This is a genomic window from Rhizobium aouanii, from assembly GCF_037002925.1.
In the GTDB taxonomy this organism is placed as follows: domain Bacteria; phylum Pseudomonadota; class Alphaproteobacteria; order Rhizobiales; family Rhizobiaceae; genus Rhizobium; species Rhizobium aouanii.
This window is the reverse complement of the sequence record NZ_JBAMYD010000005.1, coordinates 320,555-337,321: the sequence shown is the minus strand read 5'-3', so window position 1 is coordinate 337,321 and position 16,767 is coordinate 320,555. Positions and strand designations below refer to the sequence as shown.

Below are 16,767 nucleotides of genomic sequence, written 5' to 3'. Positions count from 1 at the left end.
AGCGCCCCTTCATCCCATCTGAGATGCGGTGAAGGCGCCACCTGGCAGACGGCTCCGGTCGCCTGCCCTTTAACCCGCAACCCGGAATGACCGACATGATCCATGACCTCGAACTCTACCAGATCGGCAAGGTCTACGAGAACGGAACGCCGGCCGTGATCGATTTCAACCTCACCGTCGACAAGGGCGAGTTCATCGCGTTTCTCGGTCCGTCCGGCTGCGGCAAGACGACGACGCTGCGGATGATCGCCGGCTTCGAAAGCATCTCTTCCGGCAACCTGATGATCAGAGGCGAGCGGATCAACGATATCGGCCCGGCGCAGCGGCCGACCTCGATGATCTTCCAGAATTATGCACTCTTCCCGCACATGACGGTGCGCAACAATATCGGCTACGGCCTCGACGTGAAGCGCATGGAGAAGGCCCAGCGCAATGCAAAGGTCGACCGCATTCTCGAAAAGCTCGGTCTTGCGGACGTCGCCGACAAGCGATGCGACAAGCTTTCCGGCGGCCAGCGACAGCGCATCGCGCTTGCGCGCGGCCTCGTGGTCGAGCCTGATATCCTGCTGCTAGACGAGCCGCTTGGCGCCCTGGACGCCAACCTGCGCAAGACGATCCAGAGCGAACTGAAACTGCTGCAGCGCGAGCTTGGCGTGACCTTCGTGTTCGTCACGCACGCCCAGTCCGAGGCGCTGGCGCTGTCCGACCGGATCGTCGTGATGAACCAGGGCGGGATCGAGCAGATCAGCCCGCCGCACCAGCTCTACACACGCCCGAACACGCCTTTCGTCGCGCAGTTCATTGGCCGCAATACGATCTTCAAGGGTGCGGTCAAGGGTCATGAGAAGGGGCATGTCATGGTCGACACGCCGCTCGGGGTTCTCGCCGGCGATGCCAACGGCTCGGTCGCCGACGGGGATGCGGTGAGCGTCGTGATCCCGGCCGAGGCGATCGAGGTGCATGCGCTCGACACGGGCGGCCGCGACGCGATCGCTGAGACCTCCGGCGGCAATGTCATCGACGCCAAGATCCGTCGCTTCGACGTGGTCGGGCATATCTCGCATCTTTCGGTCGCCCTGCCGGACGGACGCATGCTGGCGCTCGAAGCCCATGTCGACAAGTATCCGCCCGGCGCTTTTCCGGTCGATGCGCCGGTCGCGCTCGCCTGGAAGCCGGAAAACGCCACCGTCATTCCCGCCCACTGAAAATCCCGTCGATCAAGTCAGGACCAACGAGAACATCATAAGGAGACCCCCGCAATGGCAAAAGAAATCTTCTGCAGCTTCGGCATCGACGTGGACGCCGTTGCCGGCTGGCTCGGCTCGTATGGCGGCGAAGATTCGCCGGACGATATCTCGCGCGGCCTGTTTTCCGGCGAAGTCGGCAGCCCACGGCTGTTGAAGCTGTTCGAGCGCTTCGGCATCAAGACCACCTGGTTCATCCCCGGCCACTCGATCGAGACGTTCCCGGAGCAGATGCAGGCCGTCGCCGATGCCGGCCACGAGGTCGGCATCCATGGCTACACGCATGAAAATCCAATCGCCATGACGCGCGAGCAGGAGACGGAGGTGCTCGACAAGTGCATCGAACTCGTCGCCAAGCTCTCCGGCAAGCGGCCGACCGGCTATGTGGCGCCATGGTGGGAATTCTCCAACGTCACCAACGAACTCCTGCTCGAGCGTGGCATCAAGTACGACCACTCGCTCATGCACAACGACTTCACGCCGTACTATGTCCGCGTCGGCGACAGCTGGACCAAGATCGACTATTCGAAGAAGCCGTCGGACTGGATGGTACCGCTGAAGCGCGGTCACGAGACCGACCTGATCGAGATCCCGGCATCCTGGTATCTCGACGACCTGCCGCCGATGATGTTCATCAAGAAGGCCCCCAACAGCCACGGTTTCGTCAACCCGCACGACATCGAGCAGATGTGGCGTGACCAGTTCGATTGGGTCTATCGCGAAATGGATTACGCCGTCTTCCCGATCACGATCCACCCTGATGTCGCCGGCCGGCCGCAGGTTCTGATGATGCTGGAGCGTCTCTACGCCCACATGATCAAGCATCCCGGCGTCAAGTTCGTGACGATGAACGAGATCGCCGACGACTTCGCCAAACGCTTCCCGCGCAAGAAGTAAGAGGCAAAGACCATGTGTTCGCTCTGCGGCATTCTGGGTGGTAACGAGCACTGGGCCGACGCGGTCGCGCGCCCCGGGGTCTATACCCGCTCCGCCGCGCGGATCGACCGCCGGCGCGAGCGCGCCCGCCGCGTGTCGATCGCCAACCGCATCCTCGATACCTTCGGTCTCTCCATCTCCGACTGGCAGGGATCCTCCTTCCTGTTGTCGACCCGGACCGGAAAGACCGAGATCATCGAGGATCTCGGTCACCTCTGGCCGGCGGCCGAGCGGCTTGCGGGCCGGCCGCTCGATCCGCTGGCCGAGCCGCTTCTCGACCGATTGGAGGCGAACGGCCATGGATAACGCCTTTCCGGCCTTCACGCCCGTCACGTTGCTGACCGGCTTTCTCGGATCCGGCAAGACGACGCTGCTGCGCCGGCTGCTGACCGATCCGGCGCTCTCGAACGCCGCTGTGCTGATCAACGAATTCGGCGAGGTCGGCCTCGACCATCACCTGCTCGAGCGCATCGATGAGAACATGGTGTTGCTGCAATCCGGTTGCCTCTGCTGCACGGTGCGGGGCGAACTGGCCGATGCGATCCGCGATCTGCATTCGAAGCGCGAGCGCGGCATCGTCCCGCCCTTCGACAGGATCATCATCGAGAGCACCGGGCTTGCCGATCCTTTCCCCGTTCTTTCCACGTTGAAGGCCGATCCGGTTCTGCGGCATCATTTCAAGCCCTCGAGCGTGATTGCCACCGTCGATACCGTCAATGCAGGCACGCAGCTTGCCGCCTATCGCGAACCGATGCGACAGGTGGCGGTGGCCGACCTGCTGGTGCTGAGCAAGGCCGATATCGCCGAGGCCGGCCAGGTCGCGCGGGTCACGGCGATGATCCGGCAGATCAATCCGGATGCGCCGATTGTCCTGGCGTCGGACGATATCGTCAGTCTGATGGAGGACATGACAACCGGCCGCGCCGAGGCGATGCAATCGCCGGGTGGTTTCTACTGCGACGAACCAGGGCCTGTCGTTGCCGGCGAACATTCCGGCGGCATCCGGTCCTTCGTGCTGGTGAGCGAAGGCACGGTCGACTGGACCGCCTTTGGGATCTGGCTGACCATGCTGCTCAACCGGCACGGCGACCGTATCCTTCGGGTCAAGGGCATTCTCAACATCGAGGGCGAGGACTTTCCCGTGGCGATCCACGGGGTGCAGCATCTGGTCCATGCGCCCGTCCATATGCAATCCTGGCCCGGCGGGGACCGGTGCTCCCGCATCGTCTTCATCGTCGACGGCATCGTGCCCGCGGTGATCGAGCGATCCTTTAACGTCTTCAATGGGCTCGGCGTGGCAAAAATCGCGCCGAAGCGGGTCGAGGAACTGCAGCCATGAGAAAAATGCCGACGCCGAAGAGCTTTCCGACGCCGGCCCTTCATACAGAGGGCCGGATCAAGCTGCGCATCCTCGGTACGGCGATTTCGCTGCTGGAAGAACTCCGGCTCGGTGCTGAGCGCGATCTCGGCATGGATATCGAATTCGACAATCAGGACTTCATGACCGCCCAGCACAAGGCGGCGCTGGAGCCGATGACCTACGACATCTACGACCAGTGCTTCCACAACCTCGATATCGTCTGGTACTGGCGCGCCGTCCAGCCGATCGACATCGAGCGGATCACGCTTTGGGACGAGATCACCGACCTGACGAAAACGGGCCGCATTGGACCGAATGCGCGGATCGGGCAGGGCGATGCGCCGGTGACCAAGCTTTTCGTGCAACCGAACCTGGCGCTTGCCGAAACGCCCTCGCGACGCATCTCGATGCTGCCGACGACGCATAATTTCGACAGCTTCGCCTACCGGACGGATGCGGCAAATTCCAACCAGATGATCTCCTGGGCGGCACTGCTCGACCCCCGCTGGCATGGGCGCGCAGCCCTCGTCAACGAGCCGGCGATCGGCATCTTCGACGCAGCACTTGCCGCTCAGTCGGCGGGGCTGATGACCTTCGACAATCTCGGCAACATGAGCATCGAGGAGATCGACCGGCTGCTGGATATTCTCGAAGAGCGCAAGAAGGCCGGCTTCTTCCGCGGCTTCTGGCGTTCGGCAGAAGATGCGGCGAACCTGATGATGAAGAGCGACACGCAGATCCAGTCGATGTGGTCGCTCGGCATCAGCAAGCTGAACCTGCGTGGCTTCCCCGTCGAACTTGCCAATCCCGCCGAGGGCTACCGCGCCTGGCATGGCGGGCTCTGCCTGTCGAAGCGGCTTTCCGGCCGCATGCTCGATGCGGCCTACGATTATCTCAACTGGTGGATCTCGGGCTGGCCCGGCGCGGTGGTGGCCCGGCAGGGCTATTACATGTCGACGCCGGGACGCTCGCGGCCGCACATGACGCCGGCCGAATGGGACTATTGGTACGAAGGTCTGCCGGCTGCGACGGACTTGCCAGGGCCTGACGGGCTGCTGCGCATCAAGGCGGGTGCGGTGCGCAGCGGCGGCTCCTACTGGCAGCGCGCCAACTCGATCGCCGTCTGGAACACGACCATGGACGAACACAATTACCTCGTGCGCCGCTGGATGCAGTTCGTGGCGGCGTGAGCAGGACTGGAAGAACAGGATGACACTCTCGTACGGCTCCCTCTCGATCGCCCAGCTCTCCGCCCTCATCCAGGGCGGTAACGTCGATCCTGTTACGGTGGCGGAGCAGGTCTTCGACGCGATCGAGAGTTACGACGACAAGGCTGTCTTCATCTCGCTGGCGCGGGAGCGGGCAATGGCGGAGGCGCATGCCTCGTCGAAGCGGCTGAAGGATGGTCGTTCGCTTGGCTTGCTCGAAGGCATTCCGGTCGCCTGGAAGGATCTCTTCGATGTTGCCGGCAGCGTCACGGCGGCAGGGTCCAGGCTGCTTCTTCGCGATCAGGCGCCGGCCGCAGTCGATGCCGCCGTCGTTTCCGCGCTGGCTTCGGCGGGCATGGTGGCGACAGGCCGGGTCAACATGAGCGAGTTCGCCTTTTCCGGGCTCGGGATCAATCCGCATTTCGGCACGCCGAAAAACCCCCGCAGCACTGATGTCGCCCGCATCCCGGGCGGCTCGTCCTCCGGTTCGGGCGTGGCGGTGGCGGCCGGTCTCGTGCCAGTCTCGATCGGCTCCGACACAGGCGGCTCGGTGCGCATCCCGGCGGCGCTGAACGGTATCGTCGGCTACAAGGCGACGCGTGGGCGCTATCCGATGGCGGGCGTATTTCCGCTTGCCGGCAGCCTCGATTCGCTCGGACCGCTCTGCCGCTCGGTGCAGGATGCCGTCTGGATCGACGCCGCGATGCGTGGAGGCGCGGCACCGGCGGTCAGTCGCAATCCGCTAGCCGGGCTGGAAGTCGTCATTCCCACCAACGTCGTCTTCGATGATGCCGAGCCGGGAGTCGTTGCGGCCTTCGAAGCGGCGGTTGAGCGTTTGTCAGCCGCCGGCGTCATGCTCACGCGGCTGAAGATCCCGGCCTTTGCGGAAATTCTGCAGCTGATGGCAAGCCACGGAGCCCTGGTGACTGCGGAGGCCTACTGGCTGCATCAGGCGCGGATCACCGGGCCGGATGCCGGGCTGATCGACCCGCGTGTCGTCTCGCGCACCAGTCTAGGCGAGAAGATCACCCTTTCGCACTATCTCGACATTCTCTCTGCCCGCACGCGGCTGATCGAGGCGGTGGACCGGCTGGTCGGTGGCCGGCTGATCGCCTTCCCCACCGTCGCGCATGTGGCACCGCCGGTCGAGCCGCTGAAGACCGATGACCAACTTTTCGTGACGACCAACGGCAAGACACTGCGCAACACGCTGCTCGGCAATTTTCTCGACTGGTGCGGGGTGTCGATCCCTTGTGGGGCAGGCGACGCCGGCATGCCGGTCGGCTTCCTGCTGTCGGGGCTGGCGCGCGGCGACGAGTGGCTGCTGTCGGTGGCGCTCGTCGCCGAACCGGTCATTCGCGGCGAGACAATTTGAAGGCGGTCGCTCCGGCGGCTGCGAACATGAACAAGGAGACTTGCAATGTGCATGGCGTGTTATGTCGACGAAGCGACCAAGAGCAAGATCATCGCTTACAATGCCGAATTCCATAAGGTCACGAAGAGCCCCTATGGCAGCGACGACGAGATCGGCATGCTGAACCTGATCGACGCCAAGTCGCGTTCGGCGATCATCGGCCGCACAGATGCCTCGAAAGTCTTCGACCTTTCGGTCGACCATTTCGTCGGCATGCCAGGCTGGTTCGGCGCCGGCGACCAGCCCTACCAGATCTGGATGACCCACACGCCGCAGGGCGAGATCGTCGCCAACACCATGGGCGTGACACGCGAACAGAACGAACTCGTCGGCTATTCCGGCGACAGTATCTCGATGTACACCCATTGCGGCACGCATATCGATACGTTCAACCACTTTGGCTACAATGGCGAAATCTTCAATGGTTTTACGGCGCGGGATCACATCGGCAGCCGAGCCTGGGATATTTGCGGCCCGGAAAAATATCCGCCGATTTTCGCTCGCGGTATCCTTCTCGATATCGCGGCTATGTATGGCGTCGATACGCTGCCGCCGAGCCATCCAATCGGCAAGGCCGACATCGAGGATTCCCTGAAGAGGCAAGGGCTGAAGATCCTGCCCGGCGACGTGGTGCTGCTGCGCACCGGCCAGATGCTGCTTTGGCCGGATATGGCCTTCACCAAGAATACGCCCGGCCTCAACCGAGAGGGCGCGGAGTATATCGCCAAGCACGGCGCGATCATGATCGGCGCCGACAATTTGACGCTGGAGCAGACCCCGTCGGCGCACGAGCTTAACTTCTTCCCGGTCCATACCTACCTGTTGGCAGAAGCAGGCGTGCCCATACTTGAGATGGCCTATCTTGAAGAGTTAGCCGTCGAAAAGCTCTACGAATTCGCTTTTTTCGGAGCTTGCATCAAATTGCGCGGCGCTACGGGAACACCGATGCGGCCAATCGCGATGCCGCTGCGCTGATCAACCCGAACGATCGCGCAAAGCCGCGCGAAAACTGGATCTCCGACGTCAAGCGACGACCACGAGCGTTGTCCGGCCCGAGCAGGTCCTGAGCCTGACCGGAAACGGCATCGTGGTCATTCGCGAAGCCGACCGCGAACGCTTGCGGAAAAGAACATCGTCTCTCCTGCTCTTACCGCCGCTCATTGTGCAACGAATAGTCCGTGTCATAGCAAAATAGCGGGACCGACGAGGGCGATGCCTGCGTCCGTCTGCCACTGCGGATTGCAGGGGAAGGCGAGGGCGACGGGCGCAGCCGTAGCGAAGCGAATCCGCCATGACCGGGTTGCCGCTTTCGGCTTCGAGCAGGGTGAAGATCCGGGGTCGTGCAGACGATCTCGCCATTGCGCTCGACCATCAGAAACTCGTACTGACGGTCCAGGTGGAACCGACTAACGATTACAGCGATCCTGAAGGAGATATTCCATGCTCAAGCCCGTCCCACTTCTTGTCGTAGGACTGGTTTCAGTTCTGGCCTCATGCAGTGCCGATACTGCTTCGACAACGCCGCGCAAAGGGCCGTGCAATGCTGACGCCGCCCAAAGCCTCATTGGCAAGCCAAAGCCGACAGACGTCGAGGCGATGCGGATCACGAACTCGACGACCGTTCGCCAGATCGAGCCGGGTCAGATGGTGACCCATGACTTCAGAGAGGACCGGGTGACGATCGAGACCGATCCTGTGTCCGGTCGGGTTGTTGGAGCCAGGTGCGGCTAAGACGCCTCGATCGCTGCAAAGCCGTCAGAAAAAAGGGCCAGTGGAGAGCCGCGGCCCTTGAGATGTGAAGGTCAAAACCTCCAGATGGGAACAGCTGAGAGCGAGCGCGGCCAGAATTCTATTTGCTACTAGAAGGCCGCCTAGCATAGGTCGGCACCTGAAACCGGCGGCGATAGTTCCCCGGAGCCAAGCCGGTTATCCTCCTAAACAAACGTCGAAAGAAGGCGGACTCCTCGTACCCTACCTGCCAACTTATCTCGTCGACGGAAGCCTCAGTTCGCTCTAGCCGCCGCTTCGCCTCCTCGATCCGCAGCCGTTGAACATAGGCGATCGGGCTCATGCCGGTCGCCTGGGTGAACCGTCGCTTGAAGGTCCGTTCCGTCAGCCCCGCCCGCTTGACCATCTCCTCCAACGGATTGGCGACGGAATAATGGGCGGCAAGCCAGTCCTGTGTAGTTTGGATCGCCTGGTCGCGGTGGTCGCGCCGCCCCTCGAAGACCATGTAGGGAGCCAGCCCGTCCTGGTGCCATTGCAGCGCAAAATAGCGGGCCACGGTCTGCGCCGCCGTCGCCCCTGCATGGCGGGCGATCAGGTAGAGCACGAGATCGTGCCATGTCATCGAGGCGCCTGATGTAATCAACTCGTCGCGTTGGCCAGCGACCACCAGCACCTGTTCCGGATGGATCGGGACCTGCGGGTAGGCGTCGCGGAACGTCTGGGCATAGCCGAAATGGACGGTGGCATCGGCGCCATCGAACAGCCCGGTCTCGGCAAGCAGGAAGATTCCCGAACAGGCTGAGCAGATCAGCGCCCCTTTCGCGTGCATCCTCCGGCACCATTCCACCAACGCAGGATGGCGGCGCTTCACCCAGCCTTCCGGCCCGAGCACGACCGACGGCACGATGACGATGTCGGTCCGCTCGATTTCGGCGACCGGCCGCTGCACCACAATCGGCACGTTGCTGGCGAGCGTCAGCGGGCCGGCCCGTTCGCCGACGATCTCGACGTGGAAAGGTGGTGTCTTCGCAATGCCGCCGTCCGGAGGTACGATGGAAAAGGCGTTCATTACATCAAAGATACCGCTCAACGTCGATAGTGCCGCCTCCGGCAGCGCCACCAGGCTGACATGGAGCGGCTGCGGCCCCGGCGCCCGCTCCGCCTCCTGCTGCGTTCTCGTCATCATCAGTTCCCCTCTGGCAGCAATAATAACCCCGGAGCGCAGCGGGGGCCACGTCGAACGCGACAACTTCCGGCTTTGCGTGGCGTAAATGGCCCGATCATGGCCTGCACCGCTCTGCCGCTCACCCTCGTCGCCTGCGATCCTCCCCTCACCTCAAACGGAGGTTTCCAACCAGGGAGAAACATCATGGATACCATGCAGACCAAGACCATCGACAGTGCAAAGCTCGAGACGCTGGTCAGTCGCGTCGTTAGCGATCTTTCCGCCGGCTATGGCGGGGTCATGGTCAGCCTCGGCCATCGCCTCGGTCTCTATAAGGCCATGGCCGACCGCGGGCCGCTCACATCTCGTGAAATCGCCAGCCGCGCCGGCTGCAGCGAACGATATGTGCGCGAATGGCTGAATTCACAGGTGGCCGGTGCCTATGTCACTTATCATGCCGTCAGCGGCACCTATGAGCTGACGCCGGAACAGGCTTTCGTGCTGGCGAACGAGGACAGCCCCGTCTTCATCCCGAATGCCTGGGCAACGCCCGCTTCCATGTGGGCCGACGAGGAAAAGGCGGTCGAGGCCTTCCGCACCGGCGCCGGCATTCCTTGGGGTGACCATGATGGCCGACTCTTTTGCGGCGTCGCTTCCTTCTACCGCAACGCCTACCGCGCCAGCCTCGTGCCGGAATGGCTACCGGCGCTCGATGGCGTGGTGGAGAAGCTGAAGGCAGGCGCACTGGTGGCCGATGTCGGTTGCGGCCACGGCCATTCGACGGTGCTGATGGCCGAGGCATTCCCAAAGTCGAAATTCCACGGCTTCGACACGCACGAGAAGTCGGTCGACGAAGCACGCAAAGTGGCGAGCGAGGCGGGCGTTTTTGATCGCGCGATTTTTTCGACCGCCCGGGCGGAGAACTATCCGGGGAAGGGCTATGACCTCATCTGCTTCTTCGACTGCCTGCACGACATGGGTAATCCGCTGGCAGCCGCCACGCATGCAGCCAACGCCCTTGCCAAGGACGGCAGCGTAATGCTGGTCGAGCCCTTCGCCAACGACAGGGTAGAGGACAATATCTCGCCTGTCGGCCGGCTCTACTATGCCGCTTCGACGACGATTTGCTGCGCCCATGCGATTTCTGATGGAGGTCACACCGTGCTGGGTGCCCAGGCCGGCGAGGCAAGGCTCAAGGACATCTTCCGCAAGGCGGGCTTCACCCGCTTTCGCAAGGCGATGCAGACGCCGTTCAACCTGATCCTCGAAGCCCGCCTCTGACAGAGACCGGCGACTGAGGGCGCCGGGCTTGGCACGACCAATGCAGGCCTCCGATGTTTGGACGGAGCCTGCATTGCCGCCGAACCCGGCCAGAGGTCGTCGAGATAGAGAATGAATGGCGCCGGGGCGATATCGGCCGCAGCCCGGTACTCAGTCACTCTTCGCATGGCGCTCATGACCGGCTGGTTCGGGTTATGATGTCGGAGAGGATCAAGGCCATTCACCCAAATAGTCGACTATCACTCTTTCTGGACAGCGGTCACAGCCCATTTTGGAAGAGCCGGTTCGCTATGGAGAGGAGCTTGCCGAGTTCGTGAGGGTTGCGAACGAAACGCTAAAAGACGATCAGAGGCTGTTGCGTCAATCAACGGTAGCCACGGCCCTCTCTTATGTGCGGTAAGCCATTATCCAACCTGCTCTACCGACAGCGTCCCTTCCGGAAGCGGCTTGATTAGCGACTTGCCGAGACAGCCGGTCGAGCCAGGCGGCCCATGCACTACGCTCCAGTATGACGATCTGCCGATCGTGATATGGGGCGATGTCTGCGCCCGGCTCCATCGTCAGCATGGTGAAGGCCTGGCCCATTTCCGACGTTTCGCGCCAGATGCCGGCGATGCAGAAGATCGGCTCGTCCTTCTTCGTGAAGAGCCACTTGTCCTTGCGCTTCTTTTTCGGGTCGTTCGGATCGGTGAACTCGTAAAAACCATCCGCGATGATCAGGCAATGATTGGGGTTGAACTCCCGGCCCTCCGACCGAAAATTGTAGACAGGCCGCTTGCTCGGCCCCGGCCAGTCTCTCTCACGATGGGACCGACGATGATATGTAATTCTCGATGCCGAAGGCGTTGACATTTAAGCGCCAGCCGTATGTATAAAGATTACAACATGGTGTGGGACAAAGTGAATGCTAGCGATCCTCGCAGACGATCTGACCGGTGCGTTAGACTCGGCAGCGCCGTTTGCCGGCCGGGGTCTCTACACGGAAGTTGCTCTTCATCAGGAAGCTATCGCTGACATCGTGAAGAGCGCGCCCGACGTCCTTTCAATTAACCTTGATACTCGCGAGATTAGTCCGGACGAAGCGCGGGCGGCTACTGCTGCCGTCGTCGCTCTGTTGCCGGCGGGAACGCGGTTGTTCAAGAAAGTCGACTCGCGGCTCAAGGGCAATATCGCCGCCGAACTTGACGCAATACCTTATTCTCGGGCCGTTGTTGCACCGGCCATTCCTCAATTTGATCGTTTCGTCGAAGCCGGCAGAGTTACAGGTTTCGGTGTCGCCACGCCGATCGACATTGCCGACAGGCTTGGGGCGCATGCCGGTCGTGCCAGCGCACCGGATACCCGTTCGTCCGCTGACATGGAGGCCGTTCTCCAGATTGCTGAAACCGACGGCACAGACCTATTGGTTGGCGCCCGTGGCCTTGCTGAAGCACTCGCGTGCCGAATGACGGCGATGGCCGAGGTGCAAGCGGCAACCATCCCGGCCGGCCGGATTATCTTTGTGATCGGCTCGCGGGATCCGATCACGCTTGCGCAGGTCGAGCACTTGCGCATGAGCTTGACCTTACAATATTTCCCAGCCCCGAACGGTATCTTCAACGGATCCCCGGCAACCGATGCCGAATTAACGCTCGCTCAGGCGACGCCAGGCTCAGAAGGCGTGAGTCCGAAAGCCGTGGCTGATGCGTTGGCCGATGGCGTGCTAGAATACCTTGCCCGCAATGACGGTACACTTCTTTTGTCTGGAGGAGCAACGGCCGAAGCAGTGCTGCGCCGGCTTGGGCTGTCGCGAATGCGGCTGCATGGCGAATGCTTTCCTGGTCTCGGTGTAGCGTCCGCGAATGGACGTTGCATCATTGCCAAATCCGGCGGATTTGGTCAGCCGGACACATTGAAGAACATTGCAGAAATGGCGCTGCGGAAGGCGGGTTGAGATATGGGACTGGAAACTGGAACCGCCCGAAGGGGGCTCGCCGATATCGTGTTCGAACGCATGCTGCGCGCCATCAAGTCTGGTGCCTACAAGCCCGACGAGCGCCTGCCGACGGAACATGATCTTGCAGCAGAATTCGAGGTTTCTCGCCCGGTCATCCGCGAAGCGCTGAAACGCCTGCGGGACCAGAGCCTGATCTATTCGCGCCGCGGTGCCGGCAGCTTCGTCCGCTCGGTCGGCCTGCGAAATCCGCTCGGTTTCGGCCAGTTGGAAAATGTCGCCGACCTTCTCAACTGTTACGAGTTCCGCCTGACGATGGAACCGACAGCCGCCGCAGCCGCCGCAATCCGCCACGATGCCGACAGTCTGAAAGCGATCCGTCAGGCGCTGGAACTGCTGCGCGATGCCACGAACCGCCAATCGCATCGTGAGGACGCCGACTTCCAGTTCCATCTCGCCATCGCCCGCGCCGCGCAGAACAACTATTTCTCCACTGCCATGGAAGCGCTGAAGGACCACATTGCTGTCGGCATGAAGTTCCACGGCGCCTCGATCAAACGAGAAGCATCCGGCCTGTCTCGCGTGTTCGCCGAACATGAAGCGATTGCGACAGCCATCGCCAACCGCGACGAGGACGAAGCGCGACGCTTGATGCTGGAGCATCTGAAGGGCTCGCGCGAAAGGCTGTTCCAGCCGTCACATCAGTAGGGCAGTTGTCCAGGGCTGTAGGCATGTCCCCCTCTGGCTGTCGTCGCCCTTCGGCCCCACCACAAGGGGGCGGTCACCGCTTGCCTCAATTGGGCCTCGACGATTCGCCCAGAATAGCCCTCCCTACGATCCACCCCCAAAAAAGGCGGCGCTTCGCTGCACCGCCTTCACCCTCAAGGCTTGGGCTCAGAAGCTGGCCCGATATATTCCCAGAACGTCATCTACGCTCATATCGGCCGGGTTGTTGTCCATCAGGCGGCGGATAGCATGCGCATCCGCGGCAAAGCGCGGCAGGTCGGCTTCCGTCGCGCCGTGTTTCGCCAGTGACATCTCGATGCCGAGATCGGCACAGAAACCAAGGGCCTCTGCGCGCAGGTTCGCCTGCGAAAGACCGTGACCGAGGCCCAGCGCCTGCGCCACCTCTGCGGTCTTTTCCTGCGCCACTGGCTCGTTGAAGGCGAGCACGTGCGGAAACACGATCGCATTGGCGAGCCCGTGTGGCAGGTGCAATAGCGTGCCGAGCGGATAGGCGATGGCGTGGCCCGCCGCCGTATTCACCGGCCCGAGGCAGATGCCCCCGTAATAGGACGCCAGCATCAGCCCCTCGCGGGCTTCGTGGTCGGATCCATCCCTCACAGCGCGGGCGAGATATTTGCCGACGAGGTGAAAGCCCATGCGGGCAAAGCCGTCGATCATCGAATGCGCGCGCTTGCTGGTAAATGCCTCGACGCAATGGGCCATGGCATCCACGCCGGTTGCAGCGGTCACGGCCGGCGGCACCGAATAGGTGAGTTCCGGGTCGAGCACGGCAAGATCTGCGATCAGATGTGGGCTTTCGACCGCAATCTTGGCGCCCTTGATCGGGTCGGTGATTAGCGAACGGATGCCCGCTTCCGAACCGGTGCCGGCCGTGGTGGCGATCTGCGCCAGACGCGTGCTGCGTCCTGCTACCTTGTTGGAGCCGGCGACATCGGCCAGCGTCTGCGCGCTGTCCCAAAGGGCAGCGAGCAGCTTGGCAACGTCCATGACGGAACCGCCACCGAGACCGACCACCAGATCCGGCTTTGCCGCACGGGCCGCTGCCAGCGCAGCGTCGAGCGTTGCAATCTCCGGCTCGCCGGGAATGGCATCGAACACGGCGACCTTGCCCGGCAGTTTCAGCCGGTCGACGAAGCCCGCGGTGATCGGCGTGGCAATCACCAGCGTCGAGGAAACCTCTCCGGCCCAGGTGCAGACCTCGCCGATCGTTCCGGCGCCGACGATAAGCCGTTTCGGCTGATGCAGGATGATGACGGGAACGCTGCTCATGCCTGCTCTCCTTTGCCGCCTGCAACCAGCTTGCGGGCGTAGGCGATGGCCGACAACATGTTACCGTGGTTGGCAATGCCCTTGCCGGCGATGTCGAAGGCGGTGCCATGATCGACGGAGGTGCGGTCGATCGCCAGGTCGACGGAGACGTTAACGGCCGTATCGAAGGCGACGAGCTTGATCGGGATATGGCCCTGGTCGTGATATTGCGCGACAACGAGATCAAAGCCGCCGGAATAGGCGCGGTGGAACACCGTGTCGGCCGAGATCGGACCATAAGCATCGATGCCTTCGGCTCGGGCCGCGGCCACGGCCGGCGCGATCTGGTCGTCATCCTCGGTGCCGAACAAGCCGTTCTCGCCGCAATGCGGATTGATGCCGGCAACCGCGATGCGCGGGCGCTCGTAACCGGTGCGCTTTAGGTGGTCATTGCCGGCTCTGATGGTCGCCAGCACCCGCTCCTTGGTCGCGCGGCGGATCGCCTCCTGCAGCGAGACGTGGGTGGAAACGTGGATGACCTTCAGCTTTTCGGACGCCAGCAGCATATAGGCGGCTGCCGATTTCGTGAGGCTGCGCAGCATGCCGGTATGGCCGTCGTAATGATGGCCGGCCAGGTTTAGCGCTTCCTTGTTGATCGGCGCGGTGACGATGCAGCCGATCACCCCAGCTTCGGCATCGCGGACCGCCTTTTCGATGAAACGGAAAGCCGCATCACCGGCGACCGGCGACAACTGGCCCCATGGCAGCGGTGCACCTTCGATCGGCAGATCAGCGACGTAGGGCGCAAGATCGATATCGACGTTCAGCGCCTTGCGGGCCGCTTCCAGCGTCGGCAGGTTGCCATAGATGCGAGTGGCGGCACGGTCCGCGCCGCCCATTTCGGCCAGCGCCCGCACCGTGATTTCTGGTCCGACGCCGCATGGGTCACCCATGGTGATGCCGATGATATTGCTCATGATTATTCTCCGGCTACTGCACTGGCCCAGCCTGGCGCCAGACGAACGTATTTGATGGCGCGCCTGTAATAAGTATAGGCGATGTGAAGACTGCCGTCGGTTCCCTCGAGCAGCCACGGATAGGACATTTCCTTGTTGTGACCGTCGATCGAATTGTTCGACAGGCAGGTGCCCGGACCTTCCTCAATGATGATTCGTGGCGAAAAACTCTTTGCCCCGTCATCGGAAATGCAGACGCTGACCGGTGCGCGCGGTACGCCCCAGATCGGCACGCAGCCGCCATCCGGGTTAGCATCCGGCCGGTCGTCATCCTCGCCCAGCTCGTCGTAAAGCGAGGCGCGGCGATCTGCGGACATGTGCGCATTGATCGGGTTGCAGATCATTGCGATACGGCCATCTTTCAACCGGATCGCGGCGATCGATGAATTGTTGTTGGGCACGTCGGTCGCCTGCGGCACAGACCACGTACGCCCGCCATCGGCGCTCTCGGTGCGATAGACGAAATCGGCCTGCCTGCGACGGAAGACGGCGGCAAATTTTCCTTCGCCAATGGACACCGGACTCATGTGTACGCAGCCGGTCGACTGCTCAAGATCTTCCAGACGCCAGGTCTTGCCGCCATCTTCGGAAATGCCGACGGCGGCGCGGTCATGGCTGCCGTTCCACTTCTGGCCCGGCCGCTGGATGCAGCGAAAGATCGGCAGAAGCCAAGCGCCATCGTCGCGAACCGTCAGTGGTGCGCGAACGAAACAGCCCCGCGGAAGGTCGAGGTAACGCCCTTCGATCGCTGTCAGCTTTGTCTGGTCGGAGGCATCGCGCTTTACCTCGGCCATGCGGATACGGCATTCGTCCTGATTGCCGGAAGGCTGCGAGGTGTGGAACAAAAACAGGCCGCCACCGGGCGCCGTAAACAGAACCGGGTTTTGCTCCGAATGGTCAGGATCGAAACTCAGCCGCTGCGGCTCACCCCATTTATCTGACCCTGCCGCCAGAACTGAAGCAAAGATCGAGATATCCGACTTTCCTTCCAATGTGCCGCCGAACCAAGCGCAGATCAGCGAGCCATCCGCGGCAAGGTGCAGGAAGGACGCGTGGTTCTGGATCATCGGCGAGGCCAGAATGGCCTCGTGTCGTCCGTTTCCGGCGGCTTTCACCGTGCCGGTCATGACGGTTGCAATCTGTTCAGGCGTCATCGGGGTCTCCTCTTAACACCATGAAAATCACCCAAATGACAAAGTTGTCAAGTTTGAAAAAATCATAGATTTGCCATTGCTGGCCTCGATCGTCGGCGCATGTATTTGAAATCAGGTAGTTTTATGGAGCATAATTTTATACAAAATGATAGTTCCGAATATTTAATTTGACAAACTTACCCAGAAATCCGATGGTCTGCGCCAGCCCGCTCGCGGCGACGAAAAGGATGGAGGCATCGACGACGCACAGGGCTCCAAGGAGGAATACCTTTATACCGCACAGCCGAAAGGCCATTGCGAGATGAACAGCAAGCGGTGCGATCCGCACCCAAG

At 62.0% G+C, this 16,767-nt stretch carries 15 protein-coding genes and 1 pseudogene; 11 read left to right on the top strand and 5 right to left on the bottom strand.

Features of this window, described 5'->3' with window-relative positions:
- Positions 1-95 precede the first annotated feature (95 nt).
- The 8 genes from V8P77_RS11685 to V8P77_RS11650 all read left to right on the top strand — a co-directional run bounded on the left by V8P77_RS11685 (position 96) and on the right by V8P77_RS11650 (position 7,893).
- On the top strand, positions 96-1,205 hold the full coding sequence (locus V8P77_RS11685; RefSeq protein WP_335912796.1) for an ABC transporter ATP-binding protein: 1,110 nt from the start codon (positions 96-98) through the stop codon (positions 1,203-1,205).
- Between the two features lie 54 nt (positions 1,206-1,259).
- Entirely contained in the window at positions 1,260-2,141 is an 882-nt protein-coding gene (locus V8P77_RS11680; RefSeq protein WP_335912795.1) for a polysaccharide deacetylase family protein, read from the top strand.
- A 12-nt stretch (positions 2,142-2,153) separates the two neighbouring features.
- Positions 2,154-2,486: a hypothetical protein gene (locus V8P77_RS11675; RefSeq protein ID WP_335912793.1), complete on the top strand. Its 333-nt coding sequence runs from the start codon at positions 2,154-2,156 to the stop codon at positions 2,484-2,486.
- Positions 2,479-3,519 carry a CobW family GTP-binding protein gene (locus V8P77_RS11670; RefSeq protein ID WP_335912792.1) on the top strand — a complete coding sequence of 347 codons (1,041 nt, stop codon included), beginning with the start codon at positions 2,479-2,481 and terminating at the stop codon, positions 3,517-3,519. The genes V8P77_RS11675 and V8P77_RS11670 overlap by 8 nt, the downstream gene beginning before the upstream one ends.
- Positions 3,516-4,730 carry an ABC transporter substrate-binding protein gene (locus V8P77_RS11665; protein WP_335912791.1) on the top strand — a complete coding sequence of 405 codons (1,215 nt, stop codon included), beginning with the start codon at positions 3,516-3,518 and terminating at the stop codon, positions 4,728-4,730. The genes V8P77_RS11670 and V8P77_RS11665 overlap by 4 nt, the downstream gene beginning before the upstream one ends.
- A gap of 19 nt (positions 4,731-4,749) precedes the next feature.
- Positions 4,750-6,123, top strand: coding sequence for an amidase (locus V8P77_RS11660; protein WP_335912789.1), 1,374 nt, complete (start codon positions 4,750-4,752; stop codon positions 6,121-6,123).
- A gap of 45 nt (positions 6,124-6,168) precedes the next feature.
- Positions 6,169-7,137 carry a cyclase family protein gene (locus tag V8P77_RS11655; protein ID WP_335912787.1) on the top strand — a complete coding sequence of 323 codons (969 nt, stop codon included), beginning with the start codon at positions 6,169-6,171 and terminating at the stop codon, positions 7,135-7,137.
- Positions 7,138-7,602: 465 nt separating this feature from the next.
- Positions 7,603-7,893, top strand: coding sequence for an I78 family peptidase inhibitor (locus V8P77_RS11650; protein WP_335912786.1), 291 nt, complete (start codon positions 7,603-7,605; stop codon positions 7,891-7,893).
- Between the two features lie 118 nt (positions 7,894-8,011).
- Here the strand turns inward: V8P77_RS11650 and V8P77_RS11645 are convergent, their stop codons facing one another.
- Entirely contained in the window at positions 8,012-9,076 is a 1,065-nt protein-coding gene (locus V8P77_RS11645; protein ID WP_335912784.1) for a GlxA family transcriptional regulator, read from the bottom strand.
- A 183-nt stretch (positions 9,077-9,259) separates the two neighbouring features.
- Between V8P77_RS11645 and V8P77_RS11640 the strand changes: the two genes are divergently transcribed.
- Positions 9,260-10,336 carry a class I SAM-dependent methyltransferase gene (locus V8P77_RS11640; protein ID WP_335912782.1) on the top strand — a complete coding sequence of 359 codons (1,077 nt, stop codon included), beginning with the start codon at positions 9,260-9,262 and terminating at the stop codon, positions 10,334-10,336.
- 404 nt (positions 10,337-10,740) lie between these two features.
- On the opposite strand, the pseudogene V8P77_RS11635 reads toward V8P77_RS11640, so the two are convergent.
- Positions 10,741-11,140: pseudogene (locus V8P77_RS11635) on the bottom strand (SOS response-associated peptidase family protein); the annotation flags it as partial.
- A gap of 100 nt (positions 11,141-11,240) precedes the next feature.
- Here V8P77_RS11635 and V8P77_RS11630 point away from each other — a divergent pair.
- Both V8P77_RS11630 and V8P77_RS11625 read left to right on the top strand, forming a co-directional pair.
- Positions 11,241-12,269, top strand: a complete 1,029-nt coding sequence (locus V8P77_RS11630) for a four-carbon acid sugar kinase family protein (RefSeq protein ID WP_335912780.1) — start codon at positions 11,241-11,243, stop codon at positions 12,267-12,269.
- Positions 12,270-12,272: 3 nt separating this feature from the next.
- Positions 12,273-12,977: a FadR/GntR family transcriptional regulator gene (locus V8P77_RS11625; RefSeq protein WP_335912778.1), complete on the top strand. Its 705-nt coding sequence runs from the start codon at positions 12,273-12,275 to the stop codon at positions 12,975-12,977.
- A gap of 186 nt (positions 12,978-13,163) precedes the next feature.
- Here the strand turns inward: V8P77_RS11625 and V8P77_RS11620 are convergent, their stop codons facing one another.
- From V8P77_RS11620 to V8P77_RS11610, 3 genes are read right to left on the bottom strand one after another with little or no spacing between them, the layout of a single operon-like run.
- The gene (locus V8P77_RS11620) at positions 13,164-14,285 is read right to left on the bottom strand and encodes an iron-containing alcohol dehydrogenase (RefSeq protein WP_335912776.1); all 1,122 of its coding nucleotides are present in this window, start codon (positions 14,283-14,285) and stop codon (positions 13,164-13,166) included.
- Positions 14,282-15,241 (bottom strand): 4-hydroxythreonine-4-phosphate dehydrogenase PdxA, encoded by a 960-nt coding sequence (gene pdxA, locus V8P77_RS11615; RefSeq protein ID WP_335912774.1) that lies wholly within the window; start codon positions 15,239-15,241, stop codon positions 14,282-14,284. The genes V8P77_RS11620 and pdxA overlap by 4 nt, the downstream gene beginning before the upstream one ends.
- 2 nt (positions 15,242-15,243) lie before the next feature.
- Entirely contained in the window at positions 15,244-16,434 is a 1,191-nt protein-coding gene (locus V8P77_RS11610; protein ID WP_335912772.1) for a sialidase family protein, read from the bottom strand.
- Positions 16,435-16,767: the final 333 nt, after the last annotated feature.

Coding starts and splice junctions, on each gene's coding strand:
- V8P77_RS11685 (WP_335912796.1), top strand. CDS start 96: ATGATCCATGACCTCGAACTCTACCAGATCGGCAAGGTCTACGAGAAC.
- V8P77_RS11680 (WP_335912795.1), top strand. CDS start 1,260: ATGGCAAAAGAAATCTTCTGCAGCTTCGGCATCGACGTGGACGCCGTT.
- V8P77_RS11675 (WP_335912793.1), top strand. CDS start 2,154: ATGTGTTCGCTCTGCGGCATTCTGGGTGGTAACGAGCACTGGGCCGAC.
- V8P77_RS11670 (WP_335912792.1), top strand. CDS start 2,479: ATGGATAACGCCTTTCCGGCCTTCACGCCCGTCACGTTGCTGACCGGC.
- V8P77_RS11665 (WP_335912791.1), top strand. CDS start 3,516: ATGAGAAAAATGCCGACGCCGAAGAGCTTTCCGACGCCGGCCCTTCAT.
- V8P77_RS11660 (WP_335912789.1), top strand. CDS start 4,750: ATGACACTCTCGTACGGCTCCCTCTCGATCGCCCAGCTCTCCGCCCTC.
- V8P77_RS11655 (WP_335912787.1), top strand. CDS start 6,169: ATGTGCATGGCGTGTTATGTCGACGAAGCGACCAAGAGCAAGATCATC.
- V8P77_RS11650 (WP_335912786.1), top strand. CDS start 7,603: ATGCTCAAGCCCGTCCCACTTCTTGTCGTAGGACTGGTTTCAGTTCTG.
- V8P77_RS11645 (WP_335912784.1), bottom strand. CDS start 9,076: ATGATGACGAGAACGCAGCAGGAGGCGGAGCGGGCGCCGGGGCCGCAG.
- V8P77_RS11640 (WP_335912782.1), top strand. CDS start 9,260: ATGGATACCATGCAGACCAAGACCATCGACAGTGCAAAGCTCGAGACG.
- V8P77_RS11630 (WP_335912780.1), top strand. CDS start 11,241: ATGCTAGCGATCCTCGCAGACGATCTGACCGGTGCGTTAGACTCGGCA.
- V8P77_RS11625 (WP_335912778.1), top strand. CDS start 12,273: ATGGGACTGGAAACTGGAACCGCCCGAAGGGGGCTCGCCGATATCGTG.
- V8P77_RS11620 (WP_335912776.1), bottom strand. CDS start 14,285: ATGAGCAGCGTTCCCGTCATCATCCTGCATCAGCCGAAACGGCTTATC.
- pdxA (WP_335912774.1), bottom strand. CDS start 15,241: ATGAGCAATATCATCGGCATCACCATGGGTGACCCATGCGGCGTCGGA.
- V8P77_RS11610 (WP_335912772.1), bottom strand. CDS start 16,434: ATGACGCCTGAACAGATTGCAACCGTCATGACCGGCACGGTGAAAGCC.